The sequence below is a fragment of the Streptomyces sp. NBC_00986 genome, from assembly GCF_045162565.1.
Lineage (GTDB): Bacteria > Actinomycetota > Actinomycetes > Streptomycetales > Streptomycetaceae > Streptomyces.
In genome coordinates this window covers 7443228-7460857 of the sequence record NZ_CP108733.1, presented here as the reverse complement: position 1 = coordinate 7460857, position 17630 = coordinate 7443228, and the positions used below count along the sequence as shown (strand labels likewise).

The following is a 17630-nucleotide window of genomic DNA, read 5'->3' as shown; positions in this document are numbered from 1 at the left end:
CGTCAGCCCTTGTTGGCGCCCAGTGTGAGGCCGCTGACGAACTGGCGCTGGAGTGCGAAGTACACGATCAGCGTGGGGATCGCGGTGAGCAGGGCGCCGGCGGCGACCAGGTTGGGGTCGGTGAAGTACTGGCCGGAGAGGTTGTTCAGGGCGGAGGTGATCGGCATGTTCTCGCCGGTCGAGATCAGCACGATCGCCCAGAAGAAGTCGTTGTAGATCCAGATGGAGAGCAGGGTCGCCAGGGCCGCCATCGCCGGCTTGCACAGCGGCAGCACGATCTGCCAGTACATCCGCCACACCGACGCCCCGTCGACCAGCGCCGCCTCGGTCAGCTCGTCCGGCAGCATCCGCATGTAGTTGCTCAACACGAAGGCGCAGAAGCCCGATTGGAACGCCACGTGGATGAGGACCAGGCCGAGCGCGGAGTCGTAGAGCTTGCCGCTCATCGTGATGCCGGGCAGGTCGATGAGCAGGTACATGCGGTACAGCGGGGTGATGATGACCTGCTGCGGCAGCAGGTTGCCGGCCGTGAAGACCAGCAGCAGGAAGATGTTGAGCCGGAAGTCGAACCGGCTGACGTAGAACGCGACCATCGACGCCAGCAGCAGCGTGAGCAGCACGGCCGGGACCGCGATGATCAGTGTGTTGACGAAGTAGTGGATCATGTCGGACTGCTCGAACGCGTTCTTGAAGTTGTCGAGGTTCAGCGTGTCCGGCCAGGAGACGTACCCCTTGTTGCTGGTCTCGGAGTACGGGCGCAGGGCCGCGTAGACCGCCCACAGGAGTGGGGCGAGCCAGGCCAGCGAGGTCACGACGAGGAACGTGTGCAGCAGGACCCGGGCCGGGCGGAGCGGGGTGCGCTGCTTCACGCCGAGTGCGGCGGTGGGGGTGGTCATGCGCGCCGCTCCTTCCGGAAGGTCGAGATCAGGTACGGAATGATGACCACCAGGGAGATGACCAGCAGGACGACGGCGATCGCCGACCCGTAACCGATCCGGCTGGACTCGCCGATGATGTTGTTGGTGATCAGGATCGACAGCAACTCGGTGCCCTGGGCGCCCTTGTTGAAGACCCACACCAGGTCGAAGGCGCGCAGCGACTCGATGATCGTGACGACCAGGACGACCGTGTTGGTGGGGCGAAGGGTCGGGAAGATGACGTTCTTGAACGTCTGCCACTCGTTCGCGCCGTCGAGGGCCGAGGCTTCCCTCAGCGATGGGTCGACGCCCTTCAGGCCCGCCAGGTACAGGATCATCATGTAGCCCGCGTGCCGCCAGGACGCGGCGATCAGGACGGCCCACAGATTGAGCTTGGGATCGCCGATCCAGTCGATGTAGTGGCCGGGCTTGTTGGCCCCGATGAGGCTGTTGATCAGGCCGGTGTCGGGGTTGTAGATGAGCTGCCAGACGAATCCGGTGACCGCCAGCGACATCACGACCGGCAGGAAGAACGCGGTCTGGTAGACGCGGCTGAAGCGGATGTTCTTGTCCAGCTGGACGGCCAGGAACAGGCCGAAGGGGGTCGGCAGCAGGATGAGCACGACGAACCAGATGACGTTGTGCTCGAGCGCGGGCCAGAACTGCGGGTTGTCGTTGAACAGCTCCTTGAAGTTGGCCAGCCCCACCCACTTGATGGCGCTGAAGCCGATGCCGTCCCAGGACGTGAAGGCCAGGAGGATGGAGGCGAGGGCGGTGACCCAGACCAGGGCCACGTGCAGGATCGTCGGCACGCCCGCCATGAAGGCGAGCGTGATGCGGTCACGGCGGGTCAGCAGGCGCTTGGCGCCCTGCGGGACCCGCTTCTTCTCGGGCGCGGGGCCCGGAGGCGGAACGGCGTCCGCCTCCGGGCTCGTCGTAGTCGTCTCGGAGATCATGAGGAGGCGAAGATCGTCTTCTTCTGGCGCTCGATCGAGGTCAGCAGACTGTCGACGCCCTTGGGGTTCTGGAGGAACTTCTGCAGACCGGGCTGCATCACCGTCGAGGTGAAGTCCGGCCGGGAGTCGCGGTCCATGAACTGGGTGAGGTTCTTGGCGGCGCCGATCATGTCGAACGCCTTCTTCTGCAGCGGCGAGTACGCGGAGGTGTCGGCCTTGCTGGAGGCGGCCACCACGCTCGGGTCGGTCTTGAGGTAGAGCTGCTCGGCCGCCGGGGTGCCCAGGTACTCCAGGAGCTTGACGACACCGTCGTGGTTCTTCGGGGCCTTGCTGACCATGTAGCCGTCGGTGGGCGCCTCGACGGTGTCCTGGCCGTACGCGGAGTTGATCTCCGGGAAGGCGAAGAAGTCGAGGTCGTCGAGGTCGGCCTTGACGGTGAACTGCTGGGCCACGAAGGAGCCGAGGAGGTACATGCCGGACTTCTTCGACACCACGCCCTGCGCCGCGTCCTGCCAGGTGCGGCCCATGAAACCGTCCTGGTGGTACGGGAGGAGCTCGGCCCAGTGGTCGAAGACCGCCTTGACCTTCGGGTCGGTCCACGCCTCCTTGCCCGCCATCAGGGACTTGTGGAAGTCGTAGCCGTTGAGGCGGAAGTTGATCTGGTCGAAGGTGCCCATCGCCGGCCAGGCGTCCTTGTCGCCGAAGGCGATCGGGACCAGGCCGTCGCTCTTCATCTTCTTGCAGAGGGCGACCAGTTCGTCCCACGTGGTGGGGACGGTGTAGCCCTTCGCCGTGAAGACGCTCTTGCGGTAGAAGATCGCCCACGGGTACGTGGTCATCGGCACGAAGTAGTACTTGCCGTCCTCGCCCTTGCTGAGCTGCTTCATCGCGTCGGGGAAGTTGTCACCGATCTTCGCCCACACGTCGTCGATGGACGTGGCGAGCTTCTTGGCCGCGAAGAACTGCATGCGGTACCCGGCGAACCAGTTGAACACGTCGTCCGGCGTGCCCTGGAGGTAGGAGTTGATCTGCTCCTGGAAGGTGTTGTGGTCCTTCGTGTTGACCTTGACGGTGATGCCGGACGTCTTCTTGAAGTCCGCGTAGACGCTCGCGAACGCCTTCTTCGGCACCGCGTCGGACGCGTTGGAACCGACGGTGACGGTCTTCGGGTCGGACGAGCTGCCACTGCTGCCGCACGCGCTCAGCAGGGGTATGCCGGCGCCGAGCACGGCAGCGCCGCCTATGCCGCGCAGGACGGAGCGGCGACTGGCGGCGGGGAGGGAGAAGTCGGGCATGAACGGCTCCTGACGGACAGGGTTCGGCCGGAATGCGCCACGCCCCAGGTCGTCGTAACCGACCAGAAACCAACGCGACCAAACACGGTGGCGTAATAACAGTCCTATGTCTGGTCATGCGTCAACACCCGCTGCCTTCATTTGTCGAAACGTAATCGACACTCACGAGCAAAAGGAGCGAACGTGCGGCCGAGTGGCCACACGTCCGCTCCGGGGCGGCCGGGTCGCGAGGTCCACGAGGGGTCCCTGGGGCCCGTGGGGCGACTACTGGAAGGCGGAGAAGGCCTTGGTGAAGGCGGACGGCGCCTGGACGACCGAGCTGCAGGTCGCGTCCGCGCTGGGCTTGGCGCCGCCGGGGCACTGCTTGTCACGGGTCGCGGACCACATCGAGAGGCCACCGAGACCCTTCGCCTTCGCGAAGGCCGCCAATCCGTTCGCGTCCTCGACCGTGAAGACCTCCGATGACACGTCGTTCACGCCGATCATCGGGGTCACTGCAACCGCTTTCCATGCAGCAGCTTCCGAGAGCCCGAGAACACTCTTGACTTGCGCTTGTGTCGCAGTAGCCGCTTGCTGTGAGTACGTTCCCATATTTCCGGAGTACGCCGGTCCGTAATCCATCGCCATGATGTTGACCGTGTTGATCTTGACGCCGTTGGACTTGGCATTGGACAACAAGTTCACCCCGTCCTGGGTCAGCCCCTCGGGCATCACGGGGAGTGTGTAGGAGACGTCGAGGTTCGGGTGCTGCTGCTGGAGCTCGGCTATCGCCTGGGCGCGGATCGTGTTCGCCGCCGCGTTGGGCAGCGCGCCGCCCTCGATGTCGAAGTCGACCTTGGTGAGGTTGTACGCGTCGACGACCTTCCCGTACGCCGTCGCCAGCGCGCTCGCCGAACCGCAGGTCGTCGCCAGCTCCGAGCCGGACGCGCCGCCGAAGGACACCCGCACGTCACCGCCCTTGGCACGCAGCGCGCCGATCTGCGAGGCCACGCCGTCGCTGCCGAGGTCCGAGACCCCGCCCCACTTCGGGGTGCAGCCGCCGCCGTCGGTGATGAAGGCGAGGTTGTAGTTCTTCACGCCGGTCGCGGTGACGTTGGCGAGGAGGTCGAAGGCGGGGTAGAGGGAGGTGTCGACGTAGGGGGCGAAGCCCGCGCTGCCGGCCGTCGTGCCGGTGCCGGTGGTCGTGGTCGGCGAGGCGGTGGGGGTGGGGGTCGCCGTGGGCTTGGGGGTGGCGGTCGGGGTGGGCGTCGGCGACGAGGTCGTCGGGCGGCCACTCGGCTCGGGGGTCGCGGTGCCGTCCGCCGAGCACTGGGCGTTGTCGATGAGACAACTGGTCGGCTGGCCCGTGCCGTTGACCACGAAGCCGACCGTGACCGACTCACCGGCCGCGAGACCGTCCGTGTCCCACTTCGGCGGCTTCACGGTGACGCGCTGCCCGCTCACGCTCGACTCGGCGTTCCAGAGCGAGCTCAGCTTGGAACCGGACGGCAGGTCGAACTCCAGCGTCCAGTCCTTCTTCGTGGCCCCGGTCGTGTTGGTAACGACGTACTGCGCGGTGTACCCCGTCGACCACTCGCTGGTTCTCGTGTAGGCCGCGCCGACGCTCGCCGCCTGGGCGATGCCGGTCAGCATGATCGCGCCGCCACCGACGACCGCGGCGGCGACCGCTCCGCCGATCACCTTGTTCCTGTTGCTGATCCTGCGCCGGTGCATGCTCATCGCGTGCCTGCTTTCGCCGTACGGGGGTGGGGTGCGGCAGCACGCTAGCGATCCGGAACCGGGCAAATACCCTGATCCGGGCGGGGGTTGGCGATCTTAGGGTGCGCTTAAGGGAGGGATCGGGAACGGTTAAAGGTAGAGACCAATTTCCCCCGCCGGCGTCGTCGTACGGCTCCCCGATGCCCGTTGCGCTCCGGCACCCGCCCGTCCAGCTGGATCCAGATCCGCACCTCGGTGCCGCCGAGCATCGAGGAGCCGATGCGGACGTCCCCGCCGGTCGACTCGGCGAGCCTGCGCACGATGTCCAGGCCGAGCCCGGTCGATCCCGCACTGCCGGAGCCGCGCCCGCGGGCCATCGCCGCCTCGGGGTCGCGGATGCCGGAGCCCGCGTCCGAGACGAGCACGATCACCGCGTCCTCGCTGTTGTGCACGTCCACCGCGAAGGCCGTGCCCTCGGCGGTGTGCCGGAACACGTTGCCGAGCAGGGCGTCCAGGGCGGCGACGAGGTCGGCCCGGGCGACGGGTATCCGCACCGGCCGCTCCACCCCGGCCACCCGCACCTTGCGGCCCTCGTCCTCGGCGAGCGCGGACCAGAACCGCATCCGCTCGCGCACCACTTCGGCCGCGTCGCACCCGGCGCCGGGCCCGGCCGCCACGGTCTGCGGCTTGGCCTCGCGCGCGGTCCGGATGATCGTGTCGACCTCCCGCTCCAGCTGCGCGACGGCGGTCCGCGTCTGCTCGGCGGCCGGCCCGTCCCCGAGCGAGGCCGCGTTGAGCCGCAGCACGGTGAGCGGCGTACGCAAACGGTGCGACAGGTCGGCCGCCAACTCCCGCTCGTTCGCCAGCAGTTGTACGACCTGGTCGGCCATGGAGTTGAACGCGACCGCCGCGAGCCGCAGTTCGGTCGGCCCCTCCTCGGGCACCCGCGCCCCCAGCTTCCCCTCCCCCAGTTCGTGCGCGCCCTCGACCAGGCGCTGCGCGGGCTGCACCATCCGTACGCCCAGCCGGTCGGCGACCGCGACGGACCCGACGATCAGCGCGAGGCCGACCCCGGCGAGCACCGCCCAGGCCGTGCCGACGCCGTTGCTGACCTCGGACTCCGGGACGTAGACCTCGACGACGGATATCTCGCCGGAGCTGAGCGCGACCGGCTGGAGCAGGACGGAGCCGCCGGGCACCTCGGTGGTGGAGGCGCGGCCCAATTTCCGTACGGTGGCGATGTCCTTGCCGGCGGCGCGCTGCAGCCCGATGTCGAGGGCGGCCTTCCCCTCCCCCGCCGGTATGTGGACGGCCATTCCGGAGTCCGCGCCCGCGGAGGCGACGACCTTCTCCAACTGGTCCCGGTCGGTGGTGATGGACAGCGCGGGGGCGACGGCGGCGGCCTCCCGCTCGGCGTTCGAGAAGGCGCGGTCGCGGGCCATCTCCTTGATGACCAGGCCGAGCGGCACCGCGAAGGCGACGACGACCATCGCCGCGATCGCCAGACAGACCCTGACCAGCGCCCACCTCATCGCAGCGACTCCGCTCCCGGTGGCTCCAGCTTCACGCCGACACCGCGCAGGGTGTGCAGATAGCGCGGCTGGGCCGCCGTCTCCCCCAACTTCCTTCGCAGCCACGACAGATGGACGTCGATGGTCTGGTCGTCGCCGTACGACTGCTGCCACACCTCGGCGAGGAGTTCCTTGCGCGGTACGACGACACCGGGCCGGCCCGCCAGGAAGGCGAGGAGGTCGAACTCGCGGCGGGTGAGGTCGAGTCGGACGCCGTCCAGCTCGGCCTGGCGGCGCAGCGGGTCGACGGTGAGGCCGCCGACGCTGATGACGGTCGACGGGGGCGCCTCGCCGGTGGTGGCGCGGGAACGCCGTAGGACAGCGGACATGCGGGCGGACAGGTGGTCGACCGAGAAGGGCTTGGTGAGGTAGTCGTCCGCGCCCGCGTTGAGCAACCGGACGATCTCGGTCTCGTCGTCCCGAGCGGTGGCGATGATCACGGGGACATCCGTGATCCCGCGCAGCATCTTCAGCGCCTCGGACCCGTCCAGGTCGGGCAGTCCGAGGTCCAGGATGACCACGTCGAAACGGAAATGGGCGACCTCGCGCAGGGCCTCAAGGGCCGTCCCGACACTGCGCACCGTGTGCGCGGCATCGGTCAGATGCCGGATGAGGGCCGAGCGCACGAACTGGTCGTCCTCGACCACGAGCACACTTGCCATGCGCCGCACCGTACGCCATGCGGGCGACCCGTATCCGGGCCTGTGGACAACTCCCGTCTGTGGACAACCGGTGGGACATCGACGGGACACCTGTGGGGCGCGTGAGGCAGTATGGCGGCGATGCCCAGAGGACTCGTCAACGGATTCGTGCACGTGCTGGCTTGGTCACTCGCCACCGGCGCGGCCGTCACGCTGTCCTGGTGGGGCGTCCACACCGTCATGACCGGCACGGCCTACGACCCGCCGCGCGCCCTGCCCATCACGGCGGCCGGCGCGAGCGCGCAGGCGGCTCAGCCACCGTCCTCGGCACCGGTTCGGGCCGAGTCCTCGCCGAGCCCGTCGAGCACCCCGACCCCGACCCGCAGCCCGAGCCCGAGCCCCACGAAGACGGCGACCACGAGCCCGTCCCCCAGCACCTCCCCCTCCGGCCAGGTCAAGAGCTACGCCACGGACGGCGGGCGGGTGGTGCTCGAACTCGACACCGCGCCGGCCTATGTGGCGCTCGTGTCGGCGACGCCGGGTACGGGCTGGTCGATGCAGGTGTGGAAGACGGAGTCGTGGCTCCGGGTGGAGTTCACCAAGGGCACGGACAAGGTGTCGGTGATCTGCACGTGGCACGACGGGGCGCCGCGGGTGGATGTCGGTAACTACTAGACCCGGGTGACCACTCAGCGGAACACGGACGGGGGCGGTGCCGGTGAGGCGACCGCCGCGGCGTCCGTCACGGGTACGGCGCCGCCGGTGAAGTCGGTGAGTTCCTTGCCGTGTTCGAGCCGGCCCGGGTGTGGGTCGGAGGCGGCGCGCCGGGTCAGCTCGGCGAGCGGCAGCGGGTGGTCGGAGGCGACGAGCACCGCGTTGCCGAACCGCTTCCCACGCAGCACGGTCGGGTCGGCGATCAGCGCGCGTTCCGCGAACCGGGCGGCCACGGTGGCGATCTGGCCCCGGAGATGCGCGAGCGGGGGCCCGTCGGCGAGGTTCGCGGCGTAGAACCCACCGGGCTTGAGCGCGCGACGCACCTCGTCGAGGAACTCGGTGGAGGTGAGGTGGGCGGGCGTACGGGCTCCGCTGAACACATCCGCCACGACGAGATCGGCCCACCCCTCGGGCACTTTCGCGAGCCCCGCGCGCGCGTCGGCCGACCGCACCCTGATCCGCGCGTTCGGGTCCAACGGCAGCTCCCGCCGGACCAGTTGGACCAGCGCCGCGTCGAACTCGACGACCTGCTGGGTGGAACGGGGGCGGGTCGCGGCGACATACCGGGCGAGCGTGAGGGCCCCGCCGCCCAGGTGCACGACGTGGACGGGCTTCCCGGCGGGCGCGACGAGGTCGATGACGTGGCCGAGCCGACGCTGGTACTCGAAGGACAGATACGCCGGGTCGTCGAGATCGACGTACGACTGCGGCGCCCCGTCGATCAGCAAGGTCCAGGCACGCGCGCGTTCCCGATCGGGTATGAGCTCGGCGAGCCCACCGTCAACGGGTTCAACGACGGCTTCGGCGGTGCCGGCACCGCGCCGGATGTTCCTGGACTTTCCCATTGGCCCATTATCGGCGGACGGGGAAGGTCCGGCGCGGCATCCGCGCCCCAAAGGGGCGCGGGGCTGTGTCGATATGCGGCTCCGCCGCGTGGGCGCGACCAGCCCCCACCGACCCGCAGATTGATCGCCGGCCCCTGCGGAGCTACCGGCAGCCGTCCGCCGCCTCGATCAACCGAGCCGCCTCACCCAGCGCGGCCCGCAGGACCTCCGGGTCGGTCGCCAGATCGGCGTCGCCGGGTGGGAGGAGCCAGTCGGAGCCCTCGACCGGGGGCTCGGGGTCGGGGGCGAGGCGCAGACCCCGGCCGTTCGTCTCCGTACACGTGCTGCCCGGCAGGTCCCACGCCGCCGCCGTGCCCGGCGGGACCAGGAAGCCGAGTGTGTCGTCGCCGTCGTCGTGCAGGACGGGTCCGACCCCGTCGCACGCGCCGCGCCGCAGGATGTCGACCGCTTCCAGCCCCTGTCGCGTCGGCACCGTCACCAGGTCGCAGGCCGAGTCCGCGAACGGTGGCGCACTGCACTCCGCGCTCGGCATTCGAGGATCGACGCTCTGCCTGGTCTCCATCCCGGTCTCCACCACGGAACCCCTCCTTGGACGAGCGGGACGGGAGTCGGGTGGCTCCCGGTCCATGGAGTTCAACGCGTTGAAGCGTCAACAGCTACGGCACAAGTCAGCCGCAAAGGATGGCAGTTCATGGCAGATCCCGGATGAGATATCCGGTTTGTAGCCAAACCCTGCGTGGCGGGTCATGCACAGCAGGTACGTTCTTGCCCGCTGGAAACAGGGCGTCACTCAACAAGTCACCCTGAATCCGGCATGGTTCGACGGTTCGCACGAGAGGACCCGGCCATGGCGTCGTCAATGGTGACCCCGTCCCCGTTCCCCCCACCACCGAGACCCAATCTCGCCTTCCGGCGGCTGCGCGGACAGCGCTCACCGGCGGAGTTCGCCGCGGCCGTACGCCGGTCCGCGCGGGAGATCGGCGAGCGGGTCAGCTGCGACGCGCGCTACGTGGGCCGCGTCGAGGCCGGTGAGATCCGTTGCCCCAACTACGCGTACGAACGGGTGTTCCTGCACATGTTCCCCGGCCGCACGCTCGCCGACCTCGGCTTCGCGCCCCGCTCGTCCGTACGCGGACGCGGGGCGCGCACCGCCGAGGACACGCCCCCCGCACGCCTCACAAGCCCGGCCTTCGCCACGGATGAAGCGGCCAGGACGGGTGAGACGCGGGACGTGTACGAGCCGTATGACACGCAGGACCCGTACGACACGCACGAGAACCACGAGAACCACGAGGAGAGCGACGTGCTGCGTCGCGCATTCATGAGGGGCGGCACCGTCACGGTGGCCGCCGGCACGCTGGGCCCGCTCGGGCTCACCTACGACGCCGTGGCAGCGGACCGTTCCGTCCGCCGCCCCGGTACGAGCGAGGCGGGCGCCCTGGAAGAGGCCGTCCGCAGAATCCGGCTGCTCGACGACCGGCACGGCGCCGACGGCCTCTACCGGCGCGCGGCGGCCCCGCTGCGCGCCGCCTACGCCCTGCTCGACGCGGGCACCACCCGGCAGTCGGTCGCCGAGAGACTGCACTCCGGCGCCGGTGAACTCGCCATCTCGGTGGGCTGGTTGGCCCACGACTCCGGCCGCTTCGACGACGCCCGCTCGCACTACGCGGAGGCGCTCGCGACAGCCCGGATGACCGGGGATGCCGGCCTTGAGGCACACGCCTTCTGCAATACGGCGTTCCTCGCGCGGGACGCCGGACGCCCCCGCGAGGCGGTGCGCGCCGCGCAGGCCGCGCAGCGCGTCGGGCGGCCGCTGGGTTCCGCCCGTCTGATGTCGCTGCTCGCGCTGCGCGAGGCGGGCGGCTGGGCGGGGCTCGCGGATCGCACCGGGTGCGAGCAGGCGCTGGCCCGGGCGCAGGCGCTCTTCGAGCGGGGGCACTCGGATGCCGATCCGGAGTGGATGAGCTTCTACGGAGAGGCCGAGTTGGAGGGGCTCGAGGCGCAGTGCTGGTCCACTCTGGGGGACTGGCCTCGTGCGGCGCGGCATGCGCGGCGGGCGGCGCATCTCCAGGATCCGCATTTCGCTCGGAACATCGCGCTGTACATGGCTGAGCTCGCCGACGATCTCGCGCGGGGAGGCCGTCCCGATGAGGCGGCGACTGCGGGGATGCGGGTGCTTGATCTTTTGGATCTGGTGCAGTCGTCGCGGATTCAGACGATGTTGGCGGGGACTGCGCGGGTGCTGTTGCCTCATCGGCGGGCATCAGGGGTGTCTACGTTTCTGGAGAGGCACTCGGGGTTGCCTCGTACTGCGGCTTAGTTGCTACGAGGGAAGCGTTGTGATTCGTCTGCGGGCCGGTGGGGGCTGGGCGCGCAGTTCCCCGCGCCCCTAAAAGCAGAACGCCTAGGCCGCTAGATGGCCCACGTCGTTCCAGCTCTCGATTGCCGGGTCTCCGTAGGCCCAGCCCAGTACTGACAGGGATGTCGGATTCAGCCGTATCCGCGCCGCGAAGTCGATCGGCAGGCCCAGCCAGCGCGCGCCGATCGAGCGGAGGATGTGGCCGTGGGCGAAGACCAGGACATCGCGGTCCTCGGACCGGGCCCAGGTGACGACCTCGTCCGCGCGGGCGGTGACCTCGGCTAGGGTCTCCCCTTCGGGGACGCCGTCGCGCCAGATCAGCCAGTCGGGGCGGGCGGAACGGATCTCCTCCGGGGTCAGGCCCTCGTAGGCGCCGTAGTCCCATTCCATGAGGGTGTCCCAGGGGGTCGCGCGGTCGCCGAAGCCGGCGAGTTCGCAGGTCTCACGCGCGCGTGCCAGTGGGCTGGTGCGGACCTCCACCCCGGGGAGGCCGTCGAAGGGAGGCCGGTGCAGTCGTTCGCCGAGGACCTTGGCGCCGCGTCGGCCCTCTTCGAGGAGGGGGACGTCGGTCCTGCCGGTGTGCTTCCCGGACAGCGACCACTCCGTCTGTCCGTGCCGGGCCAGCAGGATGCGCGGTGCCATGAGGGACCCTTCCGGGAGAAAACGAGAGGCGGGTCACTCCATCATCGCTCACCCTTGAGAAGGGCAACCCGGGGGGCGATCTCTGCGTCTTTGAGGTCCGGGGGCGCCGGAAACACGGCGCTCACATACGCCGTAAAGTGTCCCGACCGGGCTACTGGGAAGCCGCACCACGGGACAGCGCACCAGAACAGAAGGGGGAGGGCGATCGGATGCCGCAGACCGAGACACCAGGCATCGAGGCGGACCGGCGAAGCCGGCTGCGCTGGTGGACCGAGCTGCCGCTGATCCTCATGGTGTACGCCTCGTACTCGGCGGGCCGGCTGCTGGCCCGGGGTGACACGGCGAGCGCCGTGGACCACGGACTGGCGATCCTGCGCATCGAGAAGGTCCTGCACATCAACGCCGAGCACCCGCTCAACCGCCTCTTCACGCGCGAGTCCTGGCTCGGCGTCCCGGCGGACTTCTGGTACGCGTCGCTGCACTACCTGATCACGCCCGCGATCCTGATCTGGCTCTTCAGGTCGCGCTCCCACATCTACCGCGCGGCCCGCACCTGGCTGATGACGTCCACGTTCATCGGCCTGATCGGCTTCACCCTCCTCCCGACCTGCCCGCCCCGCCTGCTCTCCCCGGACTACGGCTTCGTCGACACGATGGCCAAGTACAGCTCGTACGGCTGGTGGGGCGGCGACGCGAGCGCGCCGCGCGGCCTGGGCGGCATGACGAACCAGTACGCGGCGATGCCGAGCCTGCACTGCGGCTGGGCGCTGTGGTGCGGTGTGATGCTCTGGCGCTACGGCGGGACCCGGCTGACCAAGGTCGTCGGGGTCGCCTATCCGCTGCTGACGGCGATCGTGGTCATGGGCACCGCGAACCACTATCTCCTCGACGCGGTCGCGGGCGTGGTCGTGATGGGGCTCGGGTTCCTGCTGGCGCCGCGGGTGATGAAGGCCGCGGACCGGATCAGGGTGGCGTTCGAGGGGCGCGGCTCGCTCGTCGCGGCGCGGTCGCGTGACACCGCCGCCGGCACCTCCCGTGATGCTTCTCGTGACGCCTCTCGTGGCTCAGAAACCTCAATTGTCAGTGGCGGATGCCAGACTTCGCCGGGTGAGCGAATTCCACGGCAGCGCGAGTCACAGCTCGGTACCGGAGCCGAGCCGGGTGCCTCCCCCACGGACGCGGGGGACGGCGCTCCGGCAACGGCTCGCTGAGCTGCGCGGCCCGGACGTCCCGGCCAAGGCGCTGGACGCGCGCGCCCTCGCGGCGCTGGCGGCGAACCCGGGCTGCAAGCGGCGGGCGATCCTGGACGGCGCGGGGGTGAACAAGGCGGTGCTGGCCGACGCGCTCGGCTCGCCGTCGGCCTTCGGGCAGTCCCAGTTCGCCTTCATGCGGGGCAACGCGTTCGAGGCCCGGGTCAAGGCGGACGGCGGCGCGGAGCTGCTGCGGCTGGTGCACGAGAAGCTGGACCCGGGCGCCGAACCGCCGACCCGCGCGCGGGTGCCCGAGCTGGCCGCGATCGGCCCCGAGGGGCGCGCGGCCCGTACGGCGCTGGCGCTGCGCGAGGCTTCCGAGGCCGCCGCCTGGACCCTGCTCGACCATCCGATGCTCGCCCTCGACGTGGCGGGTTCGCCCGCGTTCCTGGAGCCGGACGCGGTCGTCGTGCACCCGGACGGCAGTTGGACGGTCGTGGAGATCAAGTCCTTCCCGATGCTGGACGGTTCGGCGGACCCGGCGAAGGTGGGCGCGGCGGCCCGGCAGTCGGCGGTGTACGTGCTGGCGCTGGAAGAGGTCGCGGCCAAGCTGGATCCCGCTCCCCGGGTCCGCCACCGCATCCTCCTGGTCTGCCCGAAGGACTTCTCGAACCTGCCCACCGCGTCCGCCGTCGACGTCCGCAAGCAACGCGCGGTCACCGGCCGCCAGTTGGCCCGTCTCACCCGCATCGAGGACATCGCCGACACCCTCCCCGAGGGCACCTGCTTCGCCCCCGACCGCCCCGCCGCCGAACTGACCGCGGCCGTCGAGTCGGTCCCGGCGGCCTACGCCCCGGAGTGCCTGGCCGCCTGCGAGCTGGCCTTCCACTGCCGCGACCACTCCCGCGCGTCCGGCGCGGTCACCACCCTCGGCCGCTCCCTCCGCGCCGACCTCGGCGACCTGACCACGGTCGACGAGGTCCTGTCAGCGGCCCACGGAGAGTCCGGCGACCCGGACGACCCGGCGGTGGCGGCCCTGCGCAGAGCGGCGGAACTGCGGGCCGAGGCCCTGGAGAACGCGGCGGCACTGAGGGACGCGGCTGCGCTGCGCGGACAGACGCCGGGAAGCGCGGCCGAGTTGCCGATGGAGGCGCTGGGGAGCGCGACGGGCGGTGGGGTGCGGTGACTGTGATCCTGTTCGGCATGGTCGCCGCCGAGGGGCGAGCCGCGATGGCCGCGAACCTGTGCGCCGTCGTCGCCGAGCCGACGCAACACGCGATGACGGCAAACCTGTGCGCCGTCACCGCTGTCCCGGCGCGACATGCGACGACCACAATCCCGCGCGGCACCCCCGCCACCGCGGCGCAACGCATGATGGCCACGAGCCCGTGCGCCGTCGCCGCCGCGACACGACACCCGATGACCGCGAACGTGGACGCCACCGTCGCCGACCGGGCGCGACCCGCGACGAGCCCGATCCCGCACGCCCCCGACGCGCCGGCAACGCCCCACCAGCCGACACCTCACGCCCCGCACCACCGCACCCCGCCCCCGGTCGCCCACCCCAAGGGGACCCCGTGTCGCTGATCTCAACTCTCGCTCGGCTGGAAGCAGTTCAGACCGGCCGTGCCCAGCCCTCCGCCACTGTCCTGCACCGGCATCTCTCCGCGCGCCCCCTCGTCCTCGTGCCGCTGACCACCGCCGGGGAGGCCGGGGCGCCGCTCGGTGCGCTGGTCGGTACGGATCGAGACGCCCCGCGGCTGCTCGTCGTACCGCAGCCGCGGGACCGGGACCTCAGGTTCGCGTTTCTCGCCCAGCTGGCGGACGTGGTCCTGCCGTACATCGACACGTTCGCGGACGACGTCGAGGCCGCCGAGCGGAACGAGACCGATCCGGAGACCGGCAAGCGGGTCAAGGTCGAGGTCGAACTGTGCGCGGACGCACCGCAGTTGATCGTGCCGAGCCGCGCGGGCATCGAACTCGTACGGCTGCTGGGGCGTTCGATGCGGTTTCGCCGGACCGCCGAGCAGGACCCGGAGACCCCGCACCCCGCGCCGCCCCACGTGCCGTTGCTCGGGCGCTGGCTGACCCACTACGGGGAGCGGGCCCGGGTGCCCGGTTCCGCGCTGCTGCTCGCGCTCACCGAGGTGCTCGGCCGGCACTGGGCCACGGGTCAATCCAGCCTGGAGGACCAGCACTTGGCCGCGCTGCTCGCGTGGATCGACCCGCCGGACGGGGTCTCGGGCGCCGAGGCCGCGCTCGACGCGGAGCTACGGCGGGACGCGCGGGGCCAGTTGGTGTGCCCGCCGGCCGGCCCGGCCACGGACCCGGCGTTCGACAACAAGCTGCTCGCCCCCGCCATCGAGCGCTACGACCGCGCCCGTACCGCCCTCGCCGCCGCCGAGGACGGACTGGAGGCGGACGACCGGCTCGGTGAACTCACCGCCGCCGAGCGGGAGATCAGGTCCCTCGTCGAGGGCATCACCCGTCCGACCTGGGACGCGGTGTGGCACGGGCTCGACCTGCTGCGGGCGTTGCCGGAGGGCGCGCACGCCGTCGACCGGTGGACCCGGGACCGCTGGTCGTTCACCGGTCACCGGGACCGGATCGTCGCCGGTGAGCCCCCGCAGCCGCGCCGCGACGACGCGGTCACCGCGGCCAACAAGCTCGCCACGCGCGAGCGTGAACAGGCCCGGCTGGATGCTCAAGAGGCCCTGGACGACCCGCTGGTGATGGCCGGGCGGCGGCTCGCCGGGGAGGCGTTCGCGGGCGAGGTCATCGATGTCGTCATGGCGTACAGCGAGGGCAAGAGTCCCCGCCCGCGCCCGCTGGTGACCGTGCGCACGGACGACCGGCCGCATCTCGGGGAGCGGGTGAAGGTGTTCCGGTCGCTCGGCGGGAAGCCGCAGTCGGCGGAGTTCGTGGGCCACGAGGAGGAGGGCGCCCTCGTCGTCCTCCGGGTCGTCGACAAGATGGGGCGCGGCAAGGAGCCGGAGACGGGTTCGCTGCCGGAGAAGGGCGACCGGATCTGCTTCACGCTGTTCGAGCACGAGCAGCGGGGCGGCGCGAAGTTGCCCGACCAGGAGGAGACACCGTGGACGCACGGGGGTCCGCCGGGCGAGGAGAGCGCCGTGCAGGAGTCCGCCGACCCGGTGACCGAGGAGGACGTCCTGTGAGCGCCGACACCGTCTTCGACCCCGGTGCCGAGGCCGGCCGCGCCACCGACGCGATCCTCCGCGACACCCTGCACGGCACCGCTCGCGGAGTCGTCGTCGACTCCCCGCCGGGCGCCGGCAAGTCCACCCTCGTCGTCCGCGCTGCACTCGAACTGGCCGACGCCGGGCGCCCGTTGATGGTGGTCGCGCAGACCAACGCGCAGGTCGACGACCTCGTCGTACGGCTGGCCGAGAAGAACGGCGAACTGCCGGTCGGCCGCCTCCACAGCAGTGACGCCGACCCGTACGACAAGGCGCTGGACGACCTGCCGAACGTACGGAAGTCGGCCAAGGCGGGGGAACTCGCCGGGCTCCCGGTCGTCATCTCCACGGCGGCGAAGTGGGCCCACGTCAAGGTCGACGAGCCGTGGCGGCACGCGATCGTCGACGAGGCGTACCAGATGCGCTCGGACTCGCTGCTGGCCGTGGCCGGGCTGTTCGAGCGGGCGCTGTTCGTGGGCGACCCGGGGCAGTTGGACCCGTTCGCGATCGTGGGCGCGGAGCAGTGGGCGGGCTTGTCGTACGACCCCTCGGCCTCGGCGGTGACGACGCTGCTGGCCCACAACCCCGAACTGCCGCAGCACCGCCTGCCGGTGTCCTGGCGGCTCCCGGCATCGGCGGCCCCTCTGGTCTCGGACGCGTTCTACCCGTACACGCGCTTCCGCAGCGGCACGGGCCACGGGGACCGGCGGCTCAACTTCGGTGTCCCGTCGGACGGTTCGGGCCCGGACCGGGTCATCGACGAGGCCGCGGAGTCGGGCTGGGGCCTGCTGGAACTGCCCGCCCGCCACACCCCTCGTACGGACCCGGAGGCGGTGCGGGCGGTGGCGACGGTCGTACGACGTCTGCTGGACCGGGGCGGGGCGGCCACGTCAGAACGCTCACCGGACCCCGCTCCCCTGACGGCCGACCGCATCGCGATCGGCACCGCGCACCGGGACCAGGCGGCGGCGGTCCGGGCCGCGCTGGCGGAGCTGGGCGTCACGGATGTGACGGTGGACACGGCGAACCGGCTCCAGGGGCGGGAGTTCGACGTCACGGTGGTCCTCCACCCCCTCTCCGGCCGCCCCGACGCCACCGCCTTCCACCTGGAGACGGGCCGCCTGTGCGTCCTGGCCTCCCGCCACCGGCACGCCTGCATCGTGGTCTGCCGGGCGGGGGTCGGTGAGTTGCTGGACGACCATCCGTCGACGGAACCGGTGCAGCTGGGAGTGACGGTGAAGTTCCCTGACGGGTGGGAGGCGAACCACGCGGTACTGGCGCACCTGGCGGAACACCGGGTGGTGTGGAGACCTTGACCGGGCCGCCGGCCTGAACACCGAGCGGAACCGACGCATCGATGCCGGTCGGGGGCGCCCGGCGTCGGGCACGTCTGTGCGAACGCCGGGTGGCGCGGGACCTTGACCTGCGGCTCCTCGTGGTTCGGTCTGCGGGGTGATGAATACCGGGGCGGGCGGCTGGGCAGCCACTCATGCGGTGCGGGATCGGTGCCTCGGGACTATGCCCGGGGCCCCTTGCGCGGTCGGGGGACAATGGACGGTGGTCCGCTCGTGAGGCGGGTCATCCGTGACCTACGAGGAGGAGAAG

At 70.7% G+C, this 17630-nt stretch carries 16 protein-coding genes; 7 read left to right on the top strand and 9 right to left on the bottom strand.

Annotation, left to right across the window (positions count from 1 at the left end):
- Positions 1–2: 2 nt before the first annotated feature.
- The 6 genes from OG504_RS33400 to OG504_RS33375 all read right to left on the bottom strand — a co-directional run bounded on the left by OG504_RS33400 (position 3) and on the right by OG504_RS33375 (position 7099).
- A complete protein-coding gene (locus tag OG504_RS33400; RefSeq protein ID WP_405993120.1) occupies positions 3–896 on the bottom strand; it encodes a carbohydrate ABC transporter permease in 894 nt (297 codons plus the stop codon).
- A complete protein-coding gene (locus OG504_RS33395) occupies positions 893–1873 on the bottom strand; it encodes a carbohydrate ABC transporter permease (protein ID WP_405993119.1) in 981 nt (326 codons plus the stop codon). Before OG504_RS33395 ends, OG504_RS33400 begins: the two co-directional genes overlap by 4 nt.
- Positions 1870–3168: an ABC transporter substrate-binding protein gene (locus OG504_RS33390; RefSeq protein ID WP_405993118.1), complete on the bottom strand. Its 1299-nt coding sequence runs from the start codon at positions 3166–3168 to the stop codon at positions 1870–1872. Before OG504_RS33390 ends, OG504_RS33395 begins: the two co-directional genes overlap by 4 nt.
- 264 nt (positions 3169–3432) lie before the next feature.
- Complete coding sequence (locus OG504_RS33385; protein ID WP_405993117.1) at positions 3433–4887, bottom strand: cellulose binding domain-containing protein; 1455 nt, start codon at positions 4885–4887, stop codon at positions 3433–3435.
- 107 nt (positions 4888–4994) lie between these two features.
- On the bottom strand, positions 4995–6398 hold the full coding sequence (locus OG504_RS33380) for a sensor histidine kinase (protein WP_405993116.1): 1404 nt from the start codon (positions 6396–6398) through the stop codon (positions 4995–4997).
- Positions 6395–7099 (bottom strand): response regulator transcription factor, encoded by a 705-nt coding sequence (locus OG504_RS33375; protein WP_405993115.1) that lies wholly within the window; start codon positions 7097–7099, stop codon positions 6395–6397. The genes OG504_RS33380 and OG504_RS33375 overlap by 4 nt, the downstream gene beginning before the upstream one ends.
- A gap of 111 nt (positions 7100–7210) precedes the next feature.
- On the opposite strand from OG504_RS33375, the gene OG504_RS33370 reads away from it, so the two are divergent.
- Positions 7211–7753 carry a hypothetical protein gene (locus OG504_RS33370; protein WP_405993114.1) on the top strand — a complete coding sequence of 181 codons (543 nt, stop codon included), beginning with the start codon at positions 7211–7213 and terminating at the stop codon, positions 7751–7753.
- A gap of 14 nt (positions 7754–7767) precedes the next feature.
- Here OG504_RS33370 and OG504_RS33365 read toward each other — a convergent pair whose 3' ends face one another.
- Entirely contained in the window at positions 7768–8637 is an 870-nt protein-coding gene (locus OG504_RS33365) for a spermidine synthase (RefSeq protein ID WP_405993113.1), read from the bottom strand.
- Between the two features lie 142 nt (positions 8638–8779).
- Complete coding sequence (locus OG504_RS33360; RefSeq protein WP_390159884.1) at positions 8780–9214, bottom strand: hypothetical protein; 435 nt, start codon at positions 9212–9214, stop codon at positions 8780–8782.
- A 270-nt stretch (positions 9215–9484) separates the two neighbouring features.
- On the opposite strand from OG504_RS33360, the gene OG504_RS33355 reads away from it, so the two are divergent.
- Positions 9485–10957 (top strand): hypothetical protein, encoded by a 1473-nt coding sequence (locus OG504_RS33355; protein ID WP_405993112.1) that lies wholly within the window; start codon positions 9485–9487, stop codon positions 10955–10957.
- Positions 10958–11041: 84 nt separating this feature from the next.
- On the opposite strand, the gene OG504_RS33350 is transcribed toward OG504_RS33355, so the two are convergent.
- On the bottom strand, positions 11042–11638 hold the full coding sequence (locus OG504_RS33350; RefSeq protein ID WP_405993111.1) for a histidine phosphatase family protein: 597 nt from the start codon (positions 11636–11638) through the stop codon (positions 11042–11044).
- A gap of 209 nt (positions 11639–11847) precedes the next feature.
- Here OG504_RS33350 and OG504_RS33345 point away from each other — a divergent pair, with 209 nt between their 5' ends.
- From OG504_RS33345 to OG504_RS33325, 5 genes are read left to right on the top strand one after another with little or no spacing between them, the layout of a single operon-like run.
- The gene (locus OG504_RS33345; RefSeq protein ID WP_405993110.1) at positions 11848–12849 is read left to right on the top strand and encodes a phosphatase PAP2 family protein; all 1002 of its coding nucleotides are present in this window, start codon (positions 11848–11850) and stop codon (positions 12847–12849) included.
- Entirely contained in the window at positions 12800–14014 is a 1215-nt protein-coding gene (locus OG504_RS33340) for a hypothetical protein (RefSeq protein ID WP_405996496.1), read from the top strand. Before OG504_RS33345 ends, OG504_RS33340 begins: the two co-directional genes overlap by 50 nt.
- A complete protein-coding gene (locus OG504_RS33335) occupies positions 14011–14415 on the top strand; it encodes a hypothetical protein (protein ID WP_405993109.1) in 405 nt (134 codons plus the stop codon). Before OG504_RS33340 ends, OG504_RS33335 begins: the two co-directional genes overlap by 4 nt.
- Positions 14406–16004 carry a hypothetical protein gene (locus tag OG504_RS33330; RefSeq protein ID WP_405993108.1) on the top strand — a complete coding sequence of 533 codons (1599 nt, stop codon included), beginning with the start codon at positions 14406–14408 and terminating at the stop codon, positions 16002–16004. Before OG504_RS33335 ends, OG504_RS33330 begins: the two co-directional genes overlap by 10 nt.
- Positions 16001–17341, top strand: a complete 1341-nt coding sequence (locus OG504_RS33325; RefSeq protein WP_405993107.1) for an AAA domain-containing protein — start codon at positions 16001–16003, stop codon at positions 17339–17341. Before OG504_RS33330 ends, OG504_RS33325 begins: the two co-directional genes overlap by 4 nt.
- Positions 17342–17630 lie beyond the last annotated feature (289 nt).